The sequence below is a fragment of the Lentzea sp. NPDC020367 genome (assembly GCF_044387305.1).
Classification (GTDB): Bacteria; Actinomycetota; Actinomycetes; order Mycobacteriales; family Pseudonocardiaceae; genus Lentzea.
The window spans coordinates 247,535-261,619 of the sequence record NZ_JBIRVV010000001.1 but is presented as its reverse complement, the minus strand read 5'-3'; the positions used below and the strand labels follow the sequence as shown (position 1 = coordinate 261,619).

The window sequence follows — 14,085 nt, the reverse complement described above, 5'->3', positions numbered from 1 at the left end:
AACGCAGAGAGAAGAATCCCTTGAAGAAGTCCCTCATCGGGGCTGTCGTCGGCATGCTCATCTTGAGCGCCTGCGGCGGTCCCGCGAACACGGCTGCCGACGTCACGTTCGCGCAAGGCATGGTCCCGCACCACGAGCAGGCGCTGGAGATGGCGAAGCTCGTGCCGTCGCGCAGCAGCGACGACAAGGTCCGCTCCCTCGCCTCCCGCATCGAGAAGGCGCAGGGCCCGGAGATCGCTCAGATGAACGAGTGGCTCCAGCAGTGGGGCGCCGAGCAGGACCACGCCGGCCACGACATGACCGGGATGATGAGCCAGGACGACATGGCGAAGCTGGAGAGGTCCAGCGGCGCCGAGTTCGACCGGCTGTGGCTCGACATGATGATCAAGCACCACGAAGGTGCCGTCAAGATGGCGAAGACCGAGCTCGCCCAGGGCGAGGACGACAAAGCGAAGAAGCTCGCTCAGGCGATCATCGACGGCCAGCAGCAGGAGATCACCGAGATGAAGGCTCTCCTCGGCTAGCCGATCTGGGTCAGCGCGAGCCCGCCGGCCATCAGCACGGCGCACGCCAGGCCGTGCACGACGGGGTTGCGGACCAGGAGCGCCACGAACTCCCGCAGGAACGCGCTCGGCACGAAGTACCAGGCCGTGGGCGCGCCGATGACCTGCAGCCGCAGGCCCTGCTTGCGGGAGAGCACGGCGGTGCGGAACACGTGGTAGTTGTTCGTGACCGCGACGACCCGGCCGTTGAGACCTCGTTCGGCGAGCAAAGCCTTGCTGTAGCGCAGGTTCTCCTCGGTCGTGGTCGCCTGGTCCTCCATCACGACGTCGGCGTCGGGCACGCCGTGCTCGAGGAGGTACTCGCGCATGGCGAAGGCCTCGGAGACCTCCTCGTCAGCACCCTGCCCACCGGACACGACGAGCACGGGTGACCGGCCGGCCTCGCGGTCGCGGTGGTAGAGCCGCATCGCGCGGTCGAGCCGGTTCGCCAGCAGCTTCGGCACGCGGGACCCGATCAGGCCCGCGCCGAGCACCACGATGCCGTCGAACCCGTGGCGGCGGCCCGTGCGGCCGTAGATCACCGAGTACAGCAGGAGGCTCACGAACAAGAACGCGATGTACGCCGACATGAGGAACAGGCCGATGGCGGTGCCGCGGATCCAGTCGTTGGGCTGGGCGATGCCCCAGAAGAAGTAGATCATCTCGCCGAGCAGGGCGATGCCCGCGAGCAACGACAGGAGGTTGCCCAGCGACCGGCCCTCGCGGCGGACCATCACCATGCCGTTGGCCAGCAGGGCGAGCGGGAGCAGCAGCAGGCCGAGCACGGCCAGCATGAACACCAGCAGCAACGGCAGGCTCAGCACCGGGTTGTCCCGCCCGGCCTCCGCCAGCAACAGCAGCAGCATCACCAGCGAGATGCCGAGCCAGACGGCGTTGCTCAGCCTGCGGCGGTCACGCACCATCCCGATGACGAAGAAAAGAGCGGGGATGAGGAAGAGCAGGCCTGCTAGCACCGGCCAAGGGTAGTACCGGTGATCACTCGTCGCTCTCGGGCGCCGGAACCGGCTTCGGGCGCGGCCTCAGACGCACCGCGCCCGCCGTCAGGTCGAGCGGCCCGGTCTCCTCGTAGTCCTCACCGGTGCCCGCGTCCGTCGCCTCGCGGCGGACCTTGGGGCCCGGGAACAACTCACCCAACTGTCCCATGCCTTCGACACTACCCTCAGAACAAGGCGATGAGCAGCACGATCACGGCGATCGCGACGACGATCGGAATCCACATCGAACCCTGCGGCCTGCGGTAGTGGCTGCGGACCGTGGTGCTGCGGAAGAAGCTGTACGGGGCGCTGCGGCGGTGGCGGCGAACCCAAGGCATGTCGTCCTCCTCGATCGGGGCTGTCCGCCACCGGTTACCCGGTTCTCAGCCGTTCGAGTACTCCAGCCAGCCCAACCTTCGTCATTTCCGCGTCGTCGGTGTCGTTGCCGCGCAGGACCTCGTGCCAAGGGCCGAGCCGGTGCCAGAACAACGCACGCTCGCGCAGTTCCGGCGTGACCCCGTAGGTCTCGGCGACGGCCTGGGCGAACTCGGGGGACGTGGAGTGCAGCGCCCACGCGAGGTCGATCGCCGCGTCACCGATGTGCAGGTCGCCGAAGTCGATCACGCCGGTCAGCACGCCGTCGGCGCCGAGCACGTGTTCGGTGCCGAGGTCGCCGTGCACCAGCGTGTCAGCGGGCAACCCGTCGATCCTGGCGAGCAACTCCTCGCCACCGGGCACCCGCACCTCGGCCCGGAAGCGGTCGACGGGCAACGGCATGAGGCCGACGCCTCGCCGCTCCGCCTCCACCACGGGTACCGCGTGCAACGCCAGCAGGAACTCCCCCAGCTGCCGGCCCTGAACGGCGTTGAGGCGGGTCAGCTCCTCGCCCCGCACCAGCTCGTGCCGCACCACCAGCGGCTCCTGCGACACGATCTCCGGCACCGGGACGGGCAGCGGCAGCACGGGCGCGAGCCACGGCATCACCACCGTCTCGCGCACGAGTTGCGGCTCGATCTCGGGACGGCGCGGCCGTCGTTCCACCCAGCGCCCGCCGACCAGGAACGCGGTGCTGTCCCAGCCTTCACCGAGGTACGTCACGTGCCCAGTTCTACCGGAGCGTGCAGAATCCTGGCGTGGCCGCCACCGTCTCCTCCAAGCTGCTGTCGCTGCTCGGCACGTTCGACGGCCGGCATCGCCGCCAGACCCTGAGCGGCATCGCGCGGCGCTGCGGACTGCCGATCAGCACCACGCACCGGCTGCTGGCCGAGCTCACCGAGTGGGGCGCGGTCCGGCGGCTGGACTCAGGCGAGTACGTGATCGGGCGGCGGATCTGGCGGCTCGGGTTGCTGGCGTCCGGCGAGGTGGAGCTGAGCCGGGTCGCCGAGCCGTTCCTGCACGACATCCACGCGGCGACGCGGGCGGTGGTGCACCTGGCCGTGCGGGAGGGCACCGAGGTGCTGTACCTCGATCGGGTGTCGGGGCACGCGTCCGTGCCGATCGTGAGCTCCACCGGCAGCCGGTTGCCGTTGCACTCGACGGGGGTCGGGAAGGTGTTGCTCGCGCACGCGCCCGCGGAGGTGCAGGACGAGGTGCTCGCGCACGGGCTGACGCGGATCACGGCGTTCACGGTCACGGAACCCGGCCGGATGCGGGCGCAGCTGCACCGGATCCGGCGCGACGGGTACGCGCAGACGTTCGAGGAGATGACGCTCGGGGCGTGCAGCGTGGCGGTGCCGGTCGAGGTGGAGGGGCACGTCGTCGCGGCGCTCGGGATCGTGGTGCCGGACCTGCGCAACGTGCGGGCGCGGCTGGTGGCCGCGTTGCAGGTGGCGGCACGGGGCATCGCCCGGATGCTGGAGCCCAGTTTCCATCCACCGGAAGCCGGGCTTGGATGATCACCCCGTTAGACGGTTGAATCGTCAACTGTGGCAAGCGACATGCGTGAGCTCCTCATCGGCGGCGAAAGCGTTCCTGCGCTGGACGGCCGCACCACCGACGATCTCAACCCCTTCACCGGCGAGGTGTACGCCGTGGTGGCCGCGGGTGGGCCCGCGGACGTCACGCGGGCCGTCGACGCGGCCTCGGAGGCTTTCGCGGGCTGGGCGGCGACGGCTCCGTCCGTGAAGCGCGGGATCCTGCTGCGGGCGGCGGACGTGCTGGAGACCAGGACCGCCGAGGTCGTGGCGCTGATGGCCGCCGAGGTCGGTGGTGTCGGCGGGTGGGCCGGGTTCAACGTCATGCTGGCGGCCAACATCCTGCGCGAGGCCGCCGCTGCCGTCACCCAGCCCATCGGCGAGGTCCTGACGACGGACGTGCCCGGTCAGCTGTCGCTCGCCGTCCGGGAACCGCTCGGCGTGGTGGCGGCGTTCGCGCCGTGGAACGCGCCGGTCATCCTGAGCGCACGGGCCGTCGCGGCGCCGCTCGCCGCCGGGAACACCGTGGTGCTCAAGCCCAGCGAGGACGCGCCGATCGCGGCCGGGCTGTTCATCGCCGACGTGCTGCGCGAGGCCGGGTTGCCGGCGGGCGTGCTCAACGTCGTGACGAACGCTCCGGCCGACGCCGCCGCAGTCGCCGAGGCGTTGATCACCGACTCGCGGGTGCGCGCCGTGAACTTCACCGGCTCGACCGAGGTCGGCCGGATCGTCGGAACCCTTGCCGCACAACACCTCAAGCCCGCCGTGCTGGAGCTCGGCGGCAAGAACTCGTTGCTCGTGCTCGACGACGCCGACCTCGACCACGCGGTCGACGCGGCGACGTTCGGCGCGTTCCACAACGCCGGCCAGATCTGCATGTCGACCGACCGCATCCTGGTGCACCGGTCGGTCGCCGAGGAGTTCACCGCGAAGCTCGCGGCCAAGGTCGGGTCGCTGCCGCACGGTGATCCCGCCGACCCAGGCACCGTGATCGGCCCGGTGATCAACCCGCAGTCCGCCTCCCGCGTAGCCGCACTGGTGGCTGATGCGGTCGAGGCCGGTGCCACGGTGCGTGCCGGTGGCAACGGCGGTGCGACCGTGCTGGACGGCGTGACCCCGTCGATGCGCGTGTTCCAGGAGGAGATCTTCGGCCCAGCCGTCATCGTCGTGCCCGTCGCCGACGACGACGAGGCCGTGGCCGTCGCGAACGACACCGAGCACGGCCTCACCGCGGGCATCCTCACCGAGGACTCGCGGCGTGGTCTCGCTCTGGCGCAACGGATCCGGACCGGCATCGTGCACGTCGGCAACCAGACGGTGGACGACGAGCCGCAGGCGCCGTTCGGTGGCGTGAAGTCCAGTGGCTACGGCAGGTTCGGTGGCCGGTGGGGTCTCGAGGCGTTCTCCGCGACCCGCTGGGTCACCGTAGCCAGCCAGCACGGCCACTTCCCGTTCTAGAGGCCCGCTTCGTGGGCCACGATCGCCGCCTGGACCCGGTTCTCCGCGCCCAGGCGGCTCAGGATCGCGCTCACGTGCCCCTTCACCGTGCCCTCGACCAGGTCGAGGCGGCGGGCGATCTGCGCGTTCGACAGGCCCTGGCCGAGCAGCGCGAGCACGTCGCGTTCCCGCACGGTCAGCGACTCGACCTGGGCCCGTGCCTGCCCGATCCGGCCGCCGCGGAACCGGCTGATCATCCTGGCCGCGACCTTCGGCGCCAGGTAGGCGCCGCCGGACGCGAGCGCGTGCACGCCCGCGATCAGTTCGCGCGGATCGCCTGACTTCAGCAGGAATCCCCGCGCGCCGGCGTCCAGCGCCCGTTCCAGGTAGCCGTCGTCGTTGAACGTCGTGAGCATCGCGACGCCGAAACCGTGGCGCACCAGTTCTTTGGCCGCTTCCAGCCCGTCGAGGCGGGGCATGCGGATGTCCAGCAGCACGACGTCGGGCCGGTGCTTCAACGCGAGGTCGATCGCCTCACGTCCGTCCGACGCCTCCGCGACGACCTCCAGTTCGGGGTCGGCGCCGAGGATGGCGCGCACGCCCGCGCGCACCATCGTCTCGTCGTCGGCGAGCAGTACGCGAATCACGAGTCCCCCGAGTGCGGTAGCACGGCGACCAGCTCGAACCGGCCGCCGCCACGACTGACGCGCAGGCTACCCCCGGCGAGCCGCACCCGTTCGCGCAACGCGACCAGCCCCAACCGGCTGCCCGCACCGCGCCGCCGTCCGGCGTCGTTGCCCGCCTCGACCACCGTCGTGGCTTCGCCGGTGGTGATGTTCAGTCGCAGCAACGACTTCGGCGCGTGCTTGGCGGCGTTCGTCAGCGCCTCCTGCACGACCCTGTGCACCGTCCGTTCCACTGTGGACGGGATCGGGCCGTCGGTGGAGAACTCGACGCGCATGCCGGCCTTCGTGGCGCGGTCGACGAGGTCGTGGAGGTCGTGGTCGGGCGGCGGATCGCCGTCGCGCAGCAGGAAGACCAGTTCCGAGAGACGTTCCGTGGCGTCGGCCGCCGTCTCCCGGAGCTGCGCGGCGGCACCCTGGTGTTCGGCGGGCAACGTCATCTCCAGCGCGCCCGCCCGCAGCGCGAGCAGGCTCAGTTCGTGCCCGAGCGAGTCGTGCACCTCATGCGCGATCCGGGTGCGCTCGCGCAGGTGAGCGGCTTCGACGGAGGCAGCGGCCAGCGCGGCCTGCTGGTGCGCGACCCGCCCGAGGAACCACGGCAACGCGACCGACAGCCCCACCACGGCCAACGCCATCAGCCCGCCGGCGACCGCTCCCAGGAGCACCAGCGCCGTCCACCCGGACTCGGTGCGGCGCCCGAGCAGGAACGAGATCACGAACAACGGCCCCCACACCGCGACCGTCCACGGTGGAACGCTGGTCTGCATGGCGAACGACACCGCGACCGCCGCCGCCACACACCCCGCGAGCGCCGCCGTCCTCATCGCCGCCACCTCGCGACCGCGACACTCAGGTTCATCACGCTGGACACGCCCAACCACACCACAAGCGGCAGCGAATAGTGCGCCAGTTGGAAGAACGTGATGTCGCGCCCGCCGCCGTACAGCAGCCCGAGCAACGTGGGCAACGCCAGCAGCACGGCCAGCGGCACGAACCTGAGCACCTGCCACGCCTTGTGGAACCTCCGGGGCCTCCTCAGCGCTCGAATGCCCAGTCCTACGGAGAGGAGCGTCAGCGCGGCCAGCACGAGATCGGTCAGCAGCCGGTACGACTCCGGCTCCGGCGGCGTCCTGCCTTCGAGGACGTCGGCGATCCCGTTCTCCAGCCCGTACGTCCCCTCGTTGCCGAGGGTGATCCCGCTGTTGGCCATGACCGCGATCCCGTACCCGGACGACGTCAGCAGCTGCCCTGCCGTGCCGGTGAACCAGATGCCGCTGTGCCGCAAGCGTCCCTGCTGGTCGGCCTCCCAGCCCATGCCGTCCTTGGGGGCGAGCTTCTTCTGGGCGGACAGCCACTTCGCCATGTCCGCCGCCGTCGTGATGACGCCGTCCGAACCGGTGACGAACCGGTCCGGTTCGGTCAGTGGGATCGAGAACCCGTAGGCGTAGCCGTAGCCCTTGCGGTAGTCCGGTGGCAGATCGCGCGGCGTCACGTCGATCGCCACGGTGTCCTTCATGTTCAGCGGCTCGAAGACGTGGTGGCGCAGGTAGGCGTTGAAGTTCTCGCCCGACGCCAGCTCGACCAGCCGCGCGGCCAGGTGGTAGTTGGTGTTGGTGTAGCGGAACTCGTTGTCCGGCACGGCTTGCTGGAGCGCTTCCCGCGCCCGTTCCACCGCCTCTGCCGGACTGCCGGGCTGCTTGAGGCTCTTCTCCGGCAACGTCCGGTCGCTGATCCCCGACTTGTGCGCCAGCAGTTGCCTCGGGGTCACGCGCGAATCGAACACCGGCCGGTCGAGGTCGATCTTGCCGGCGTCCGCGAGCTGCCGGACCGCCAGCGCCGTGAACGACTTGCTGACCGAGGCGATGGCCATCTTCGTGTTCTCGGTGATCGGGGCGCCGGCCGAGTCGTGCCCGAAGCCCTGGACCGCGACCACCTGGTCGCCCTTGGTGATCGCGACGGCGACGCCCGGATAGGCGGCCTCGCCCATGTACGTGGAAACGAGCAGCGTGAGCGCCGCACCCCAGATGTTCATGGGAGAGAACGTATGGAGCCACGAGAGCGGAGGCCCGACCTGAAAGTCAGAGCGGACCCCCGACGAAAGTAAGGGATCACCTGTCGGACCGAACCGCCGGTCGCGTCACTCCACGTCCTCCAAGGCGGCGAGCTCCCCAACGAGTTCATCTGCCGCCAGTCCGGAACGTCTGACAGGCGGGCGAGGACGACCCCTGGGACGGCTACGCCTCCGACGGCGACGAGCGGTGGACACCGGACGCCGTCCGCGCCTGGTGGAACAACCGAGCCGAGGTCGTGAAGCACGTCAACGACCTGATCGCCGAGTGGTCCGCCTCGTCCAGCACAGAAGTCCTGGACGCCGCCGAAGGCGGCCGCGACTTCCTCTCCTACCTGGCCGGCGACCTCGAATCCGACCTGCGCGCCTACCTCTTCCGCCTCGAACACGGCCGCTACCCCGACGCCCACGATCAGCTCCCGGAGCTCTGAACGCGTCGAGGCCCCCGATCACGAAGGTCGGGGGCCTCGGCAGATCGAGCGAATCAGTGACCCGCGGCCATCTCCGCAGCCAGCCGGTCGTCGCCACTCGTCTCCTTGAGCGGCTTCTCCTTGATGAACGCCACCGCCAGCAGCGCGAGCACCGCGAACGGTGCGCCCACCAGGAAGATCTCCGCGGTCGCCGTCGCGTAGATGTCGGCGATCACGGCCTTGATCTCCGGCGGCAGCACCGAGATGTCCGGCACCTTGTTCTCGCCGCCGGTGCCGCCCATCGCGCCGAACTTCTCGGCGGCCAGGGACGAGACCTTGCTGGCCAGCACGGCACCCAGCGCCGAGACGCCGATCGCGCCGCCCAGCGAGCGGAAGAACGTCAGGGTCGACGTGGTGGCGCCGAGGTCGCGAGCCGGCACGTCGTTCTGCGCGGCCAGGACGAGGTTCTGCATCATCAGGCCGACGCCGACGCCGAGCACGAACATGTGCACGGACACCATGAACACGGTGGTCTGCGCGGTGATCGTGGACAGCAGCAGCATGCCGCCGACCATGAACACGCCACCGGCGACCAGGAACGCCTTCCACTTGCCGAACTTCGTGATCAGCTGGCCGGCCACGGTGGACGAGACGAGCAGGCCGAAGATCAGCGGCAGACCCAGCAGACCGGCCTGGGTCGGCGTCTTGCCCAGCGAGAGCTGGAAGTACTGCGAGAGGAACACCGTGCCGCCGAACATCGCGATGCCGACCAGGGCGCTGGCGACGGTCGCGAGAGACACCGTCCGGTTGCGGAAGATCGACAGCGGCACGATCGGGTCGTGCGCGGTGGCCTCTACGCGGACGGCGGCCACGAGCAGCAGCACGCCCAGCGTCACGAGGCCCGCGGTCCAGCCCGACGCCCACTCGAACTTCTGGCCGGCCAGCGAGGACCAGATCAGCAGCGTCGAGACGCCGGACACGATCAGGAACGCGCCCAGGTAGTCGATCTTCGTCTCGGCCTTGCGCACGACCGGCAGGTGCAGGGTGCGCTGGAGCATGTAGATCGCGGCCAGGGTGAACGGGATGCCGATGAAGAAGCACCAGCGCCAGCCGAGCCACGAGGTGTCGACCAGGACGCCGCCGATCAGCGGGCCCGCGACGGTGCCGACGCCGAAGACCGCGCCGAACATGCCGGAGTACTTGCCGAGCTCGCGCGGCGGGATCATCGCGGCCATCACGATCGTCGCGAGTGCCGTGACGCCACCGGCGCCCAGGCCCTGCACCACGCGGCTGACGATGAGCATCTCGATGTTCTGCGAGAAGCCCGCGATCAGCGAGCCGACGACGAACAGGCTCAGCGACGCCTGGATCAGCAGCTTGCGGCTGTACAGGTCGGCGAGCTTGCCCCACAACGGCACGGTCGCGGTCATCGCGAGGAGTTCGGTCGTCACGATCCACGCGAAGATCGACTGCGAGCCTTCGAGCTCGGAGACGATGCGCGGCAACGCGTTCGAGACGACGGTGCCGGCGAGGATGGCCACGAACATGCCGAGCATCAGGCCCCACATGGCCTGGACGACTTCCCGTTTGCTGTGGACCGGTGTTGCTTCTGCCTCGGTGCTCATGATCCCCCTTCGTGGTGGTGCGGTACGTGGGCCAGCCCGGTGCCGAACAGGCCGAGCGCCTCACCGACGAGTTCGCCCAGCGCGACGCTGTCGTCCAGGGCCCACCTCGTGACGGCGCAACGGAAAGCGGCGCTCCCGGCGGCGACCAGCAGCCGCGGGTACACGTGGGACTCGGGCAGCCCCGCCCGCTGTCCCACCGCGTTCGCGAGCAGCTGCTCGGACTCGGCGCTGTTGGCGAACGCGCGGACCAGCAGGTCCGGCCGCTGCATCAGGACTTCCTTGCGCAGCAGCCACAGGTCACGCGCGTTGTTCAGCTCGTCGGTGATCTCCGCGAGGATCGAGAGGCGGTACGCGTCGAACGGCGAGACGTCCTCGGGAAAGGCGAGGATGCGCTCGGCGATGCGCGGGCCCGCCTCGGGGTCCGCGCCGATGAGCGCCTCGTCCTTGCTCGCGAAGTAGTTGAAGAACGTGCGCACCGAGACGTCGGCCTCGGCGGCGATCTCCTCCACGGTGACGTGGTCGTAGCCCCTCTCGGCGGCGAGACGCACGGTCGCCCGCTCGAGCGCGGCACGCGTGCGGCGCTTCTTGCGGTCGCGCAGGCTCTCCCCCGGCTGGTTCACGAGGGCAAGAGTACGGATTGTTTTGCAGTCACTGCAAGTTTGCAGTGTGTGAACTAAGTCTCGCGGACAGTAGCTATGACCAGGGCGTCTTCGGCTTCTCCTGGAGCTCGCCGTCGACGAAGAGGTCGACCTTCTCGCTGAAGAAGCACGCCATCCCCGCGACCTTCTGGCTCTCCGGCAGCGTCTCCCGGTAGATCCAGACCAGGTCCTCGTGGGTCACGCCGTTCACCTCGACCGACCAGTACGCGGCGGTCCCCTTGTACGGGCACTGCGTCCGCGTGTCCGACGGCCTGAGCAGATCGAATCGAACGTCGCTCAACGGCAGGTAGTAGCGCGGTGGAAGGCTCGTCTCGAACAGGATCCGCGGCTGCGACGACGCCGCCAGCGTCACCCCGTCCACCGCGACCCGCACGTGCCGCGAGCTGCTCAGGACGTCGACCCGCTTGTACGGGTCACGCGGGTGGACGTAGATCGGCTCGTCCTCCTCGAGCCACTCGTCCATGGCCGCGAACTCGAACCGGACGAGGTCCCGCAGCTCCTCGATCGGCGAGTCCGGATAGGTCAGCACCGCACCCGAGGCCGTGCCACCAGCCGTGACGACGTCGTGCAGCACGCCCTCGCCCCTGCTCGGCGAGTGCTTCGTCTCCCCCGTCGGCTTCAGCTCGACGCGCACGGAGGACAGCGGCAGGTAGTAGGCCGGGTAGTACGGGACCTCCCAGACCAGGCGCGGCGCGGTCGCGTCCACGACCAGTTCGCCACCGAAGTACGCACGGACCCGCTTCGCCGACTGCTCGACCCGCACCCGGCCACGCTCGTTGTCGCCCATGCCCCATACCAACACGGGACGGCGGCGCGAGCTTCCCGAAAGTCAGGCGTTGCCGTCGAACAACGAAGTCACGGAGCCGTCCTCGAAGACCTCGCCGATCGCCCGCGCCAGCAGCGGCGCGATGCTCAGCACGGTCAGGCCGGGGAACCGCTTCTCGTACGGGATCGGCAGCGTGTCGGTGAGGATCACCTCGCGGGCCTTGCTCGCGATGAGCCGGTCGTGGGCATCGCCGGACAACACGCCGTGCGTGGCCACCAGGACGACGTCCTTCGCGCCCTGTTCCAGCAACTGCCGGGCGGCCGTCGTGCTCGTCATCGCCGTGTCGATCATGTCGTCGACCACGACGCAGGTGCGGCCCTCGACGTCGCCGACGACGCGGTTGGACGTGATCTCGTTGGGACGCAACGGGTCGCGGGTCTTGTGGATGAACGCGATCGGGCAGCCGCCGAGCAGGTCGGCCCACTTCTCGGCGAGCCTGGTGCGGCCGGCGTCCGGGGAGACGATCGTCAGGTCCTCGCCCTGGTAGCGGCCGCGGACGTGCTCGCAGAGCAGCCACATCGCGTGCAGGTGGTCGACCGGGCCGTCGAAGAAGCCCTGGGCCTGCGCGGTGTGCAGGTCGACCGTCACGATCCGGTCGGCGCCCGCGGTCTTGAACATGTCCGCGACCAGGCGGGCCGACACGGGTTCGCGTCCGGCGTACTTGCGGTCCTGGCGCGCGTACGGGTACGACGGCACGACGGCGGTGATGCGCTTGGCAGAGGCGCGTTTCAGCGCGTCCACCATCAGCAACTGCTCCATCAGCCAGTCGTTGACCGGCGCGCTGTGGCTCTGCATGACGAACGCGTCCGCGCCGCGCACCGACTCCTCGAAGCGCACGAAGATCTCGCCGTTGGCGAAGTCGTAGGCGGCCTGCGGGGTGATGGCGACGCCGAGGTGCTTGGCCACGGCGTCCGCCAGCTCCGGGTGCGCCCTGCCGGTGAGCAGGATGAGCTGCCTCTTGGCGACGCCCGGCTTACCGCTGACCATCGCCCACGCTCCACGCTCGCCCGACTCTGAACCCGATCGTTCAGCATCGTCGCGAGATCACGCAAACCCCGTGTCCGGCCGATGAGATTCCACGTTGCTGGGCAATTCGGGTTAACCCGATCGGAGGCACCCACAGGGGGTCCGATACCAGGGATCGGGTTGCACGCTGGGTATAGATCGGGCGAACCGGATTCACCTCTTGGTGTACGACCATGGTGATTTCTTGATCAGCGTCCTTGAGGCGTCAATGACCATGCTTACGCTCCCCGCATGCCGGAGACCCAGGAAGCACCTGGAACGACAACAACGCAGGCTCCGCCGACGAATCCGATCGTGATGAGCACGCCCATCCACGATCAGATCGCGGACCACCTGGGAGTTCGCCAAAAGCATCGACGCCCTGACTGAGCCCGGTTATGAACGCCCCATGCGTCTCTCCGTGCTCGGCGCCGTGGTGGCGCTCGTCGTCACCCTCACCCCGGCGGCCCAGGCCGCGCCACCCGCTCCGCCGATCGCCTGGGCGGCGTGCGCACCCGCGCGCCCCGGTTTCGAGTGCGCGACGATCACCGTGCCGCTCGACCACGACGATCCGCGCGGCGCGACCACGACGGTGGCGCTGACCCGCAAACCCGCCACCGACCAGGCCGGACGCATCGGCTCCCTGCTCTTCAACCCCGGCGGGCCCGGCGCGTCGGGGATCGACTACGTCTGGGCGTGGGGCGAGAAGATGTCGGCCGGGACGCAGGGCCGTTTCGACGTCGTCGGCTTCGACCCGCGTGGCATCGGCCGGTCGAACCCGCTGCGCTGCTTCGCGTCCGAGCAGGAGCGAGCGGAGTTCCTGGCCGCGGGCCCGATCTTCCCGTACGAACGGGCGCAGGAACGGCCCTTCTTCGACCGCTACCGCTCGCTGGCGGCCAAGTGCGACCAGCCGATCGCACGGCACATGAGCACCGCCGACGTCGTGCGCGACCTCGACCTGCTGCGACGCGCGCTGGGCGACCGCAAGCTCACCTACTTCGGCACCTCGTACGGCTCGTACATCGGCACGACCTACGCGAACATGTTCCCCGGCAACGTCCGTGCCCTCGCGATCGACGGCGTGCTGAACCCCGAGCTCTGGTCGAGCGGGCGGCAGATCGAGTCCGACCGGATCGCCACCGCAGAGGTGCTCGACGAGTTCTTCCGGCTCTGCGACGAGGCCTCCTGCGCGTTCGGGCCGCGGTCGAAGCAGCGGTGGCAGGCGCTGCTGGATTCGGTGCGCGCCAAGCCGATCACGCTCGGCACCGAGGTGTGGACCTACGACGTGGTGATCCAGTGGGCGTTGTTCGCCGGGTTCGCCTCGGAGAGCTGGACGGACGTCGCCGCGGTGCTGGACCAGCTCTCCGACGCGTCCGCGAGCCTGACGACGGCGTCGGCTCCGGTCTACGACAACTTCTTCGACGCCAACCTGGGCACGATGTGCGCGGACACCGAGTTCCCGCGCACGTTCGGCGAGTACCGGGCGGTGTCGCGCTACGCGGAGGCGGGGTCGGAGTTCGGGCCCTACTGGTGGTGGAGCACCAGCGCCTGCGCGGACTGGCCGGCCAACCCCGACCGCTACACCGGGCCGTGGCGAGCCCGCACGTCCGCGCCGGTTCTGGTGGTGGGCAACCGGTTCGACGGCTCCACGGACCTCCGGGGCGCGCAGGCGGTGGCGAGGCAGCTGCCGAACAGCCGGCTGCTGGAGTACGCGGGCTGGGGGCACATCGCGTACCGGCGCAGTCAGTGCGCGATCGACCACATCCACTCGTATCTGCTCAGCGGCACGTTGCCCGCCGTGGGAACGGTGTGCCCGGCGAACCGGAACCCGTTCCTCGACACCGCGTCCCAACTGGCCGGTCACGACTTTCGGCGGTCGACGGGGCCGGTCGTGAGCCGGTAGGAAGAGCCCTTCTTCGGAC

At 69.7% G+C, this 14,085-nt stretch carries 16 protein-coding genes; 5 read left to right on the top strand and 11 right to left on the bottom strand.

Annotated features, from left to right (window positions below):
* Nucleotides 1-20: 20 nt before the first annotated feature.
* A complete protein-coding gene (locus tag ACH413_RS01225; protein ID WP_360029597.1) occupies nt 21-524 on the top strand; it encodes a DUF305 domain-containing protein in 504 nt (167 codons plus the stop codon).
* On the opposite strand, the gene ACH413_RS01220 is transcribed toward ACH413_RS01225, so the two are convergent.
* From ACH413_RS01220 to ACH413_RS01205, 4 genes are read right to left on the bottom strand one after another with little or no spacing between them, the layout of a single operon-like run.
* Complete coding sequence (locus tag ACH413_RS01220) at nt 521-1,516, bottom strand: YdcF family protein (protein ID WP_360029596.1); 996 nt, start codon at nt 1,514-1,516, stop codon at nt 521-523. The genes ACH413_RS01225 and ACH413_RS01220 overlap by 4 nt on opposite strands.
* A gap of 22 nt (nt 1,517-1,538) precedes the next feature.
* Nucleotides 1,539-1,706, bottom strand: coding sequence for a hypothetical protein (locus tag ACH413_RS01215; protein ID WP_177320962.1), 168 nt, complete (start codon nt 1,704-1,706; stop codon nt 1,539-1,541).
* 16 nt (nt 1,707-1,722) lie between these two features.
* Entirely contained in the window at nt 1,723-1,875 is a 153-nt protein-coding gene (locus ACH413_RS01210) for a hypothetical protein (RefSeq protein ID WP_360029595.1), read from the bottom strand.
* A gap of 34 nt (nt 1,876-1,909) precedes the next feature.
* On the bottom strand, nt 1,910-2,635 hold the full coding sequence (locus ACH413_RS01205; RefSeq protein WP_360029594.1) for a phosphotransferase: 726 nt from the start codon (nt 2,633-2,635) through the stop codon (nt 1,910-1,912).
* Between the two features lie 35 nt (nt 2,636-2,670).
* Here ACH413_RS01205 and ACH413_RS01200 point away from each other — a divergent pair, with 35 nt between their 5' ends.
* Both ACH413_RS01200 and ACH413_RS01195 read left to right on the top strand, forming a co-directional pair.
* Nucleotides 2,671-3,432 carry an IclR family transcriptional regulator gene (locus ACH413_RS01200; protein ID WP_360029593.1) on the top strand — a complete coding sequence of 254 codons (762 nt, stop codon included), beginning with the start codon at nt 2,671-2,673 and terminating at the stop codon, nt 3,430-3,432.
* Between the two features lie 42 nt (nt 3,433-3,474).
* A complete protein-coding gene (locus ACH413_RS01195; RefSeq protein WP_360029592.1) occupies nt 3,475-4,908 on the top strand; it encodes an aldehyde dehydrogenase family protein in 1,434 nt (477 codons plus the stop codon).
* On the opposite strand, the gene ACH413_RS01190 is transcribed toward ACH413_RS01195, so the two are convergent.
* From ACH413_RS01190 to ACH413_RS01180, 3 genes are read right to left on the bottom strand one after another with little or no spacing between them, the layout of a single operon-like run.
* A complete protein-coding gene (locus ACH413_RS01190; RefSeq protein WP_360029591.1) occupies nt 4,905-5,534 on the bottom strand; it encodes a response regulator transcription factor in 630 nt (209 codons plus the stop codon). The two genes, ACH413_RS01195 and ACH413_RS01190, sit on opposite strands and share 4 nt — an antisense overlap.
* Complete coding sequence (locus ACH413_RS01185; RefSeq protein WP_360029590.1) at nt 5,531-6,394, bottom strand: histidine kinase; 864 nt, start codon at nt 6,392-6,394, stop codon at nt 5,531-5,533. Before ACH413_RS01185 ends, ACH413_RS01190 begins: the two co-directional genes overlap by 4 nt.
* Nucleotides 6,391-7,602 (bottom strand): serine hydrolase domain-containing protein, encoded by a 1,212-nt coding sequence (locus ACH413_RS01180; protein ID WP_360029589.1) that lies wholly within the window; start codon nt 7,600-7,602, stop codon nt 6,391-6,393. The genes ACH413_RS01185 and ACH413_RS01180 overlap by 4 nt, the downstream gene beginning before the upstream one ends.
* Nucleotides 7,603-7,877: 275 nt before the next feature.
* Here ACH413_RS01180 and ACH413_RS01175 point away from each other — a divergent pair, with 275 nt between their 5' ends.
* A complete protein-coding gene (locus ACH413_RS01175) occupies nt 7,878-8,069 on the top strand; it encodes a hypothetical protein (protein WP_360029588.1) in 192 nt (63 codons plus the stop codon).
* Between the two features lie 53 nt (nt 8,070-8,122).
* Here ACH413_RS01175 and ACH413_RS01170 read toward each other — a convergent pair whose 3' ends face one another.
* From ACH413_RS01170 to ACH413_RS01155, 4 genes are all read right to left on the bottom strand, one after another.
* A complete protein-coding gene (locus tag ACH413_RS01170) occupies nt 8,123-9,673 on the bottom strand; it encodes an MDR family MFS transporter (RefSeq protein WP_360029587.1) in 1,551 nt (516 codons plus the stop codon).
* Complete coding sequence (locus ACH413_RS01165; RefSeq protein ID WP_360029586.1) at nt 9,670-10,293, bottom strand: TetR/AcrR family transcriptional regulator; 624 nt, start codon at nt 10,291-10,293, stop codon at nt 9,670-9,672. Before ACH413_RS01165 ends, ACH413_RS01170 begins: the two co-directional genes overlap by 4 nt.
* A 73-nt stretch (nt 10,294-10,366) precedes the next feature.
* Entirely contained in the window at nt 10,367-11,119 is a 753-nt protein-coding gene (locus ACH413_RS01160) for a DUF427 domain-containing protein (protein ID WP_360029584.1), read from the bottom strand.
* A 42-nt stretch (nt 11,120-11,161) separates the two neighbouring features.
* Nucleotides 11,162-12,145, bottom strand: coding sequence for a ribose-phosphate diphosphokinase (locus ACH413_RS01155; RefSeq protein WP_360029583.1), 984 nt, complete (start codon nt 12,143-12,145; stop codon nt 11,162-11,164).
* A gap of 427 nt (nt 12,146-12,572) precedes the next feature.
* Between ACH413_RS01155 and ACH413_RS01150 the strand changes: the two genes are divergently transcribed.
* Nucleotides 12,573-14,066, top strand: a complete 1,494-nt coding sequence (locus tag ACH413_RS01150) for an alpha/beta hydrolase (RefSeq protein ID WP_360029582.1) — start codon at nt 12,573-12,575, stop codon at nt 14,064-14,066.
* Nucleotides 14,067-14,085: the final 19 nt, after the last annotated feature.

What these genes read in the sequence shown, in the direction of transcription:
- ACH413_RS01150 (WP_360029582.1), top strand. Translation starts at nt 12,573, where the DNA reads ATGCGTCTCTCCGTGCTCGGCGCCGTGGTGGCGCTCGTCGTCACCCTC.
- ACH413_RS01180 (WP_360029589.1), bottom strand. Translation starts at nt 7,602, where the DNA reads ATGAACATCTGGGGTGCGGCGCTCACGCTGCTCGTTTCCACGTACATG.
- ACH413_RS01155 (WP_360029583.1), bottom strand. Translation starts at nt 12,145, where the DNA reads ATGGTCAGCGGTAAGCCGGGCGTCGCCAAGAGGCAGCTCATCCTGCTC.
- ACH413_RS01195 (WP_360029592.1), top strand. Translation starts at nt 3,475, where the DNA reads ATGCGTGAGCTCCTCATCGGCGGCGAAAGCGTTCCTGCGCTGGACGGC.
- ACH413_RS01215 (WP_177320962.1), bottom strand. Translation starts at nt 1,706, where the DNA reads ATGGGACAGTTGGGTGAGTTGTTCCCGGGCCCCAAGGTCCGCCGCGAG.
- ACH413_RS01210 (WP_360029595.1), bottom strand. Translation starts at nt 1,875, where the DNA reads ATGCCTTGGGTTCGCCGCCACCGCCGCAGCGCCCCGTACAGCTTCTTC.
- ACH413_RS01170 (WP_360029587.1), bottom strand. Translation starts at nt 9,673, where the DNA reads ATGAGCACCGAGGCAGAAGCAACACCGGTCCACAGCAAACGGGAAGTC.
- ACH413_RS01160 (WP_360029584.1), bottom strand. Translation starts at nt 11,119, where the DNA reads ATGGGCGACAACGAGCGTGGCCGGGTGCGGGTCGAGCAGTCGGCGAAG.
- ACH413_RS01185 (WP_360029590.1), bottom strand. Translation starts at nt 6,394, where the DNA reads ATGAGGACGGCGGCGCTCGCGGGGTGTGTGGCGGCGGCGGTCGCGGTG.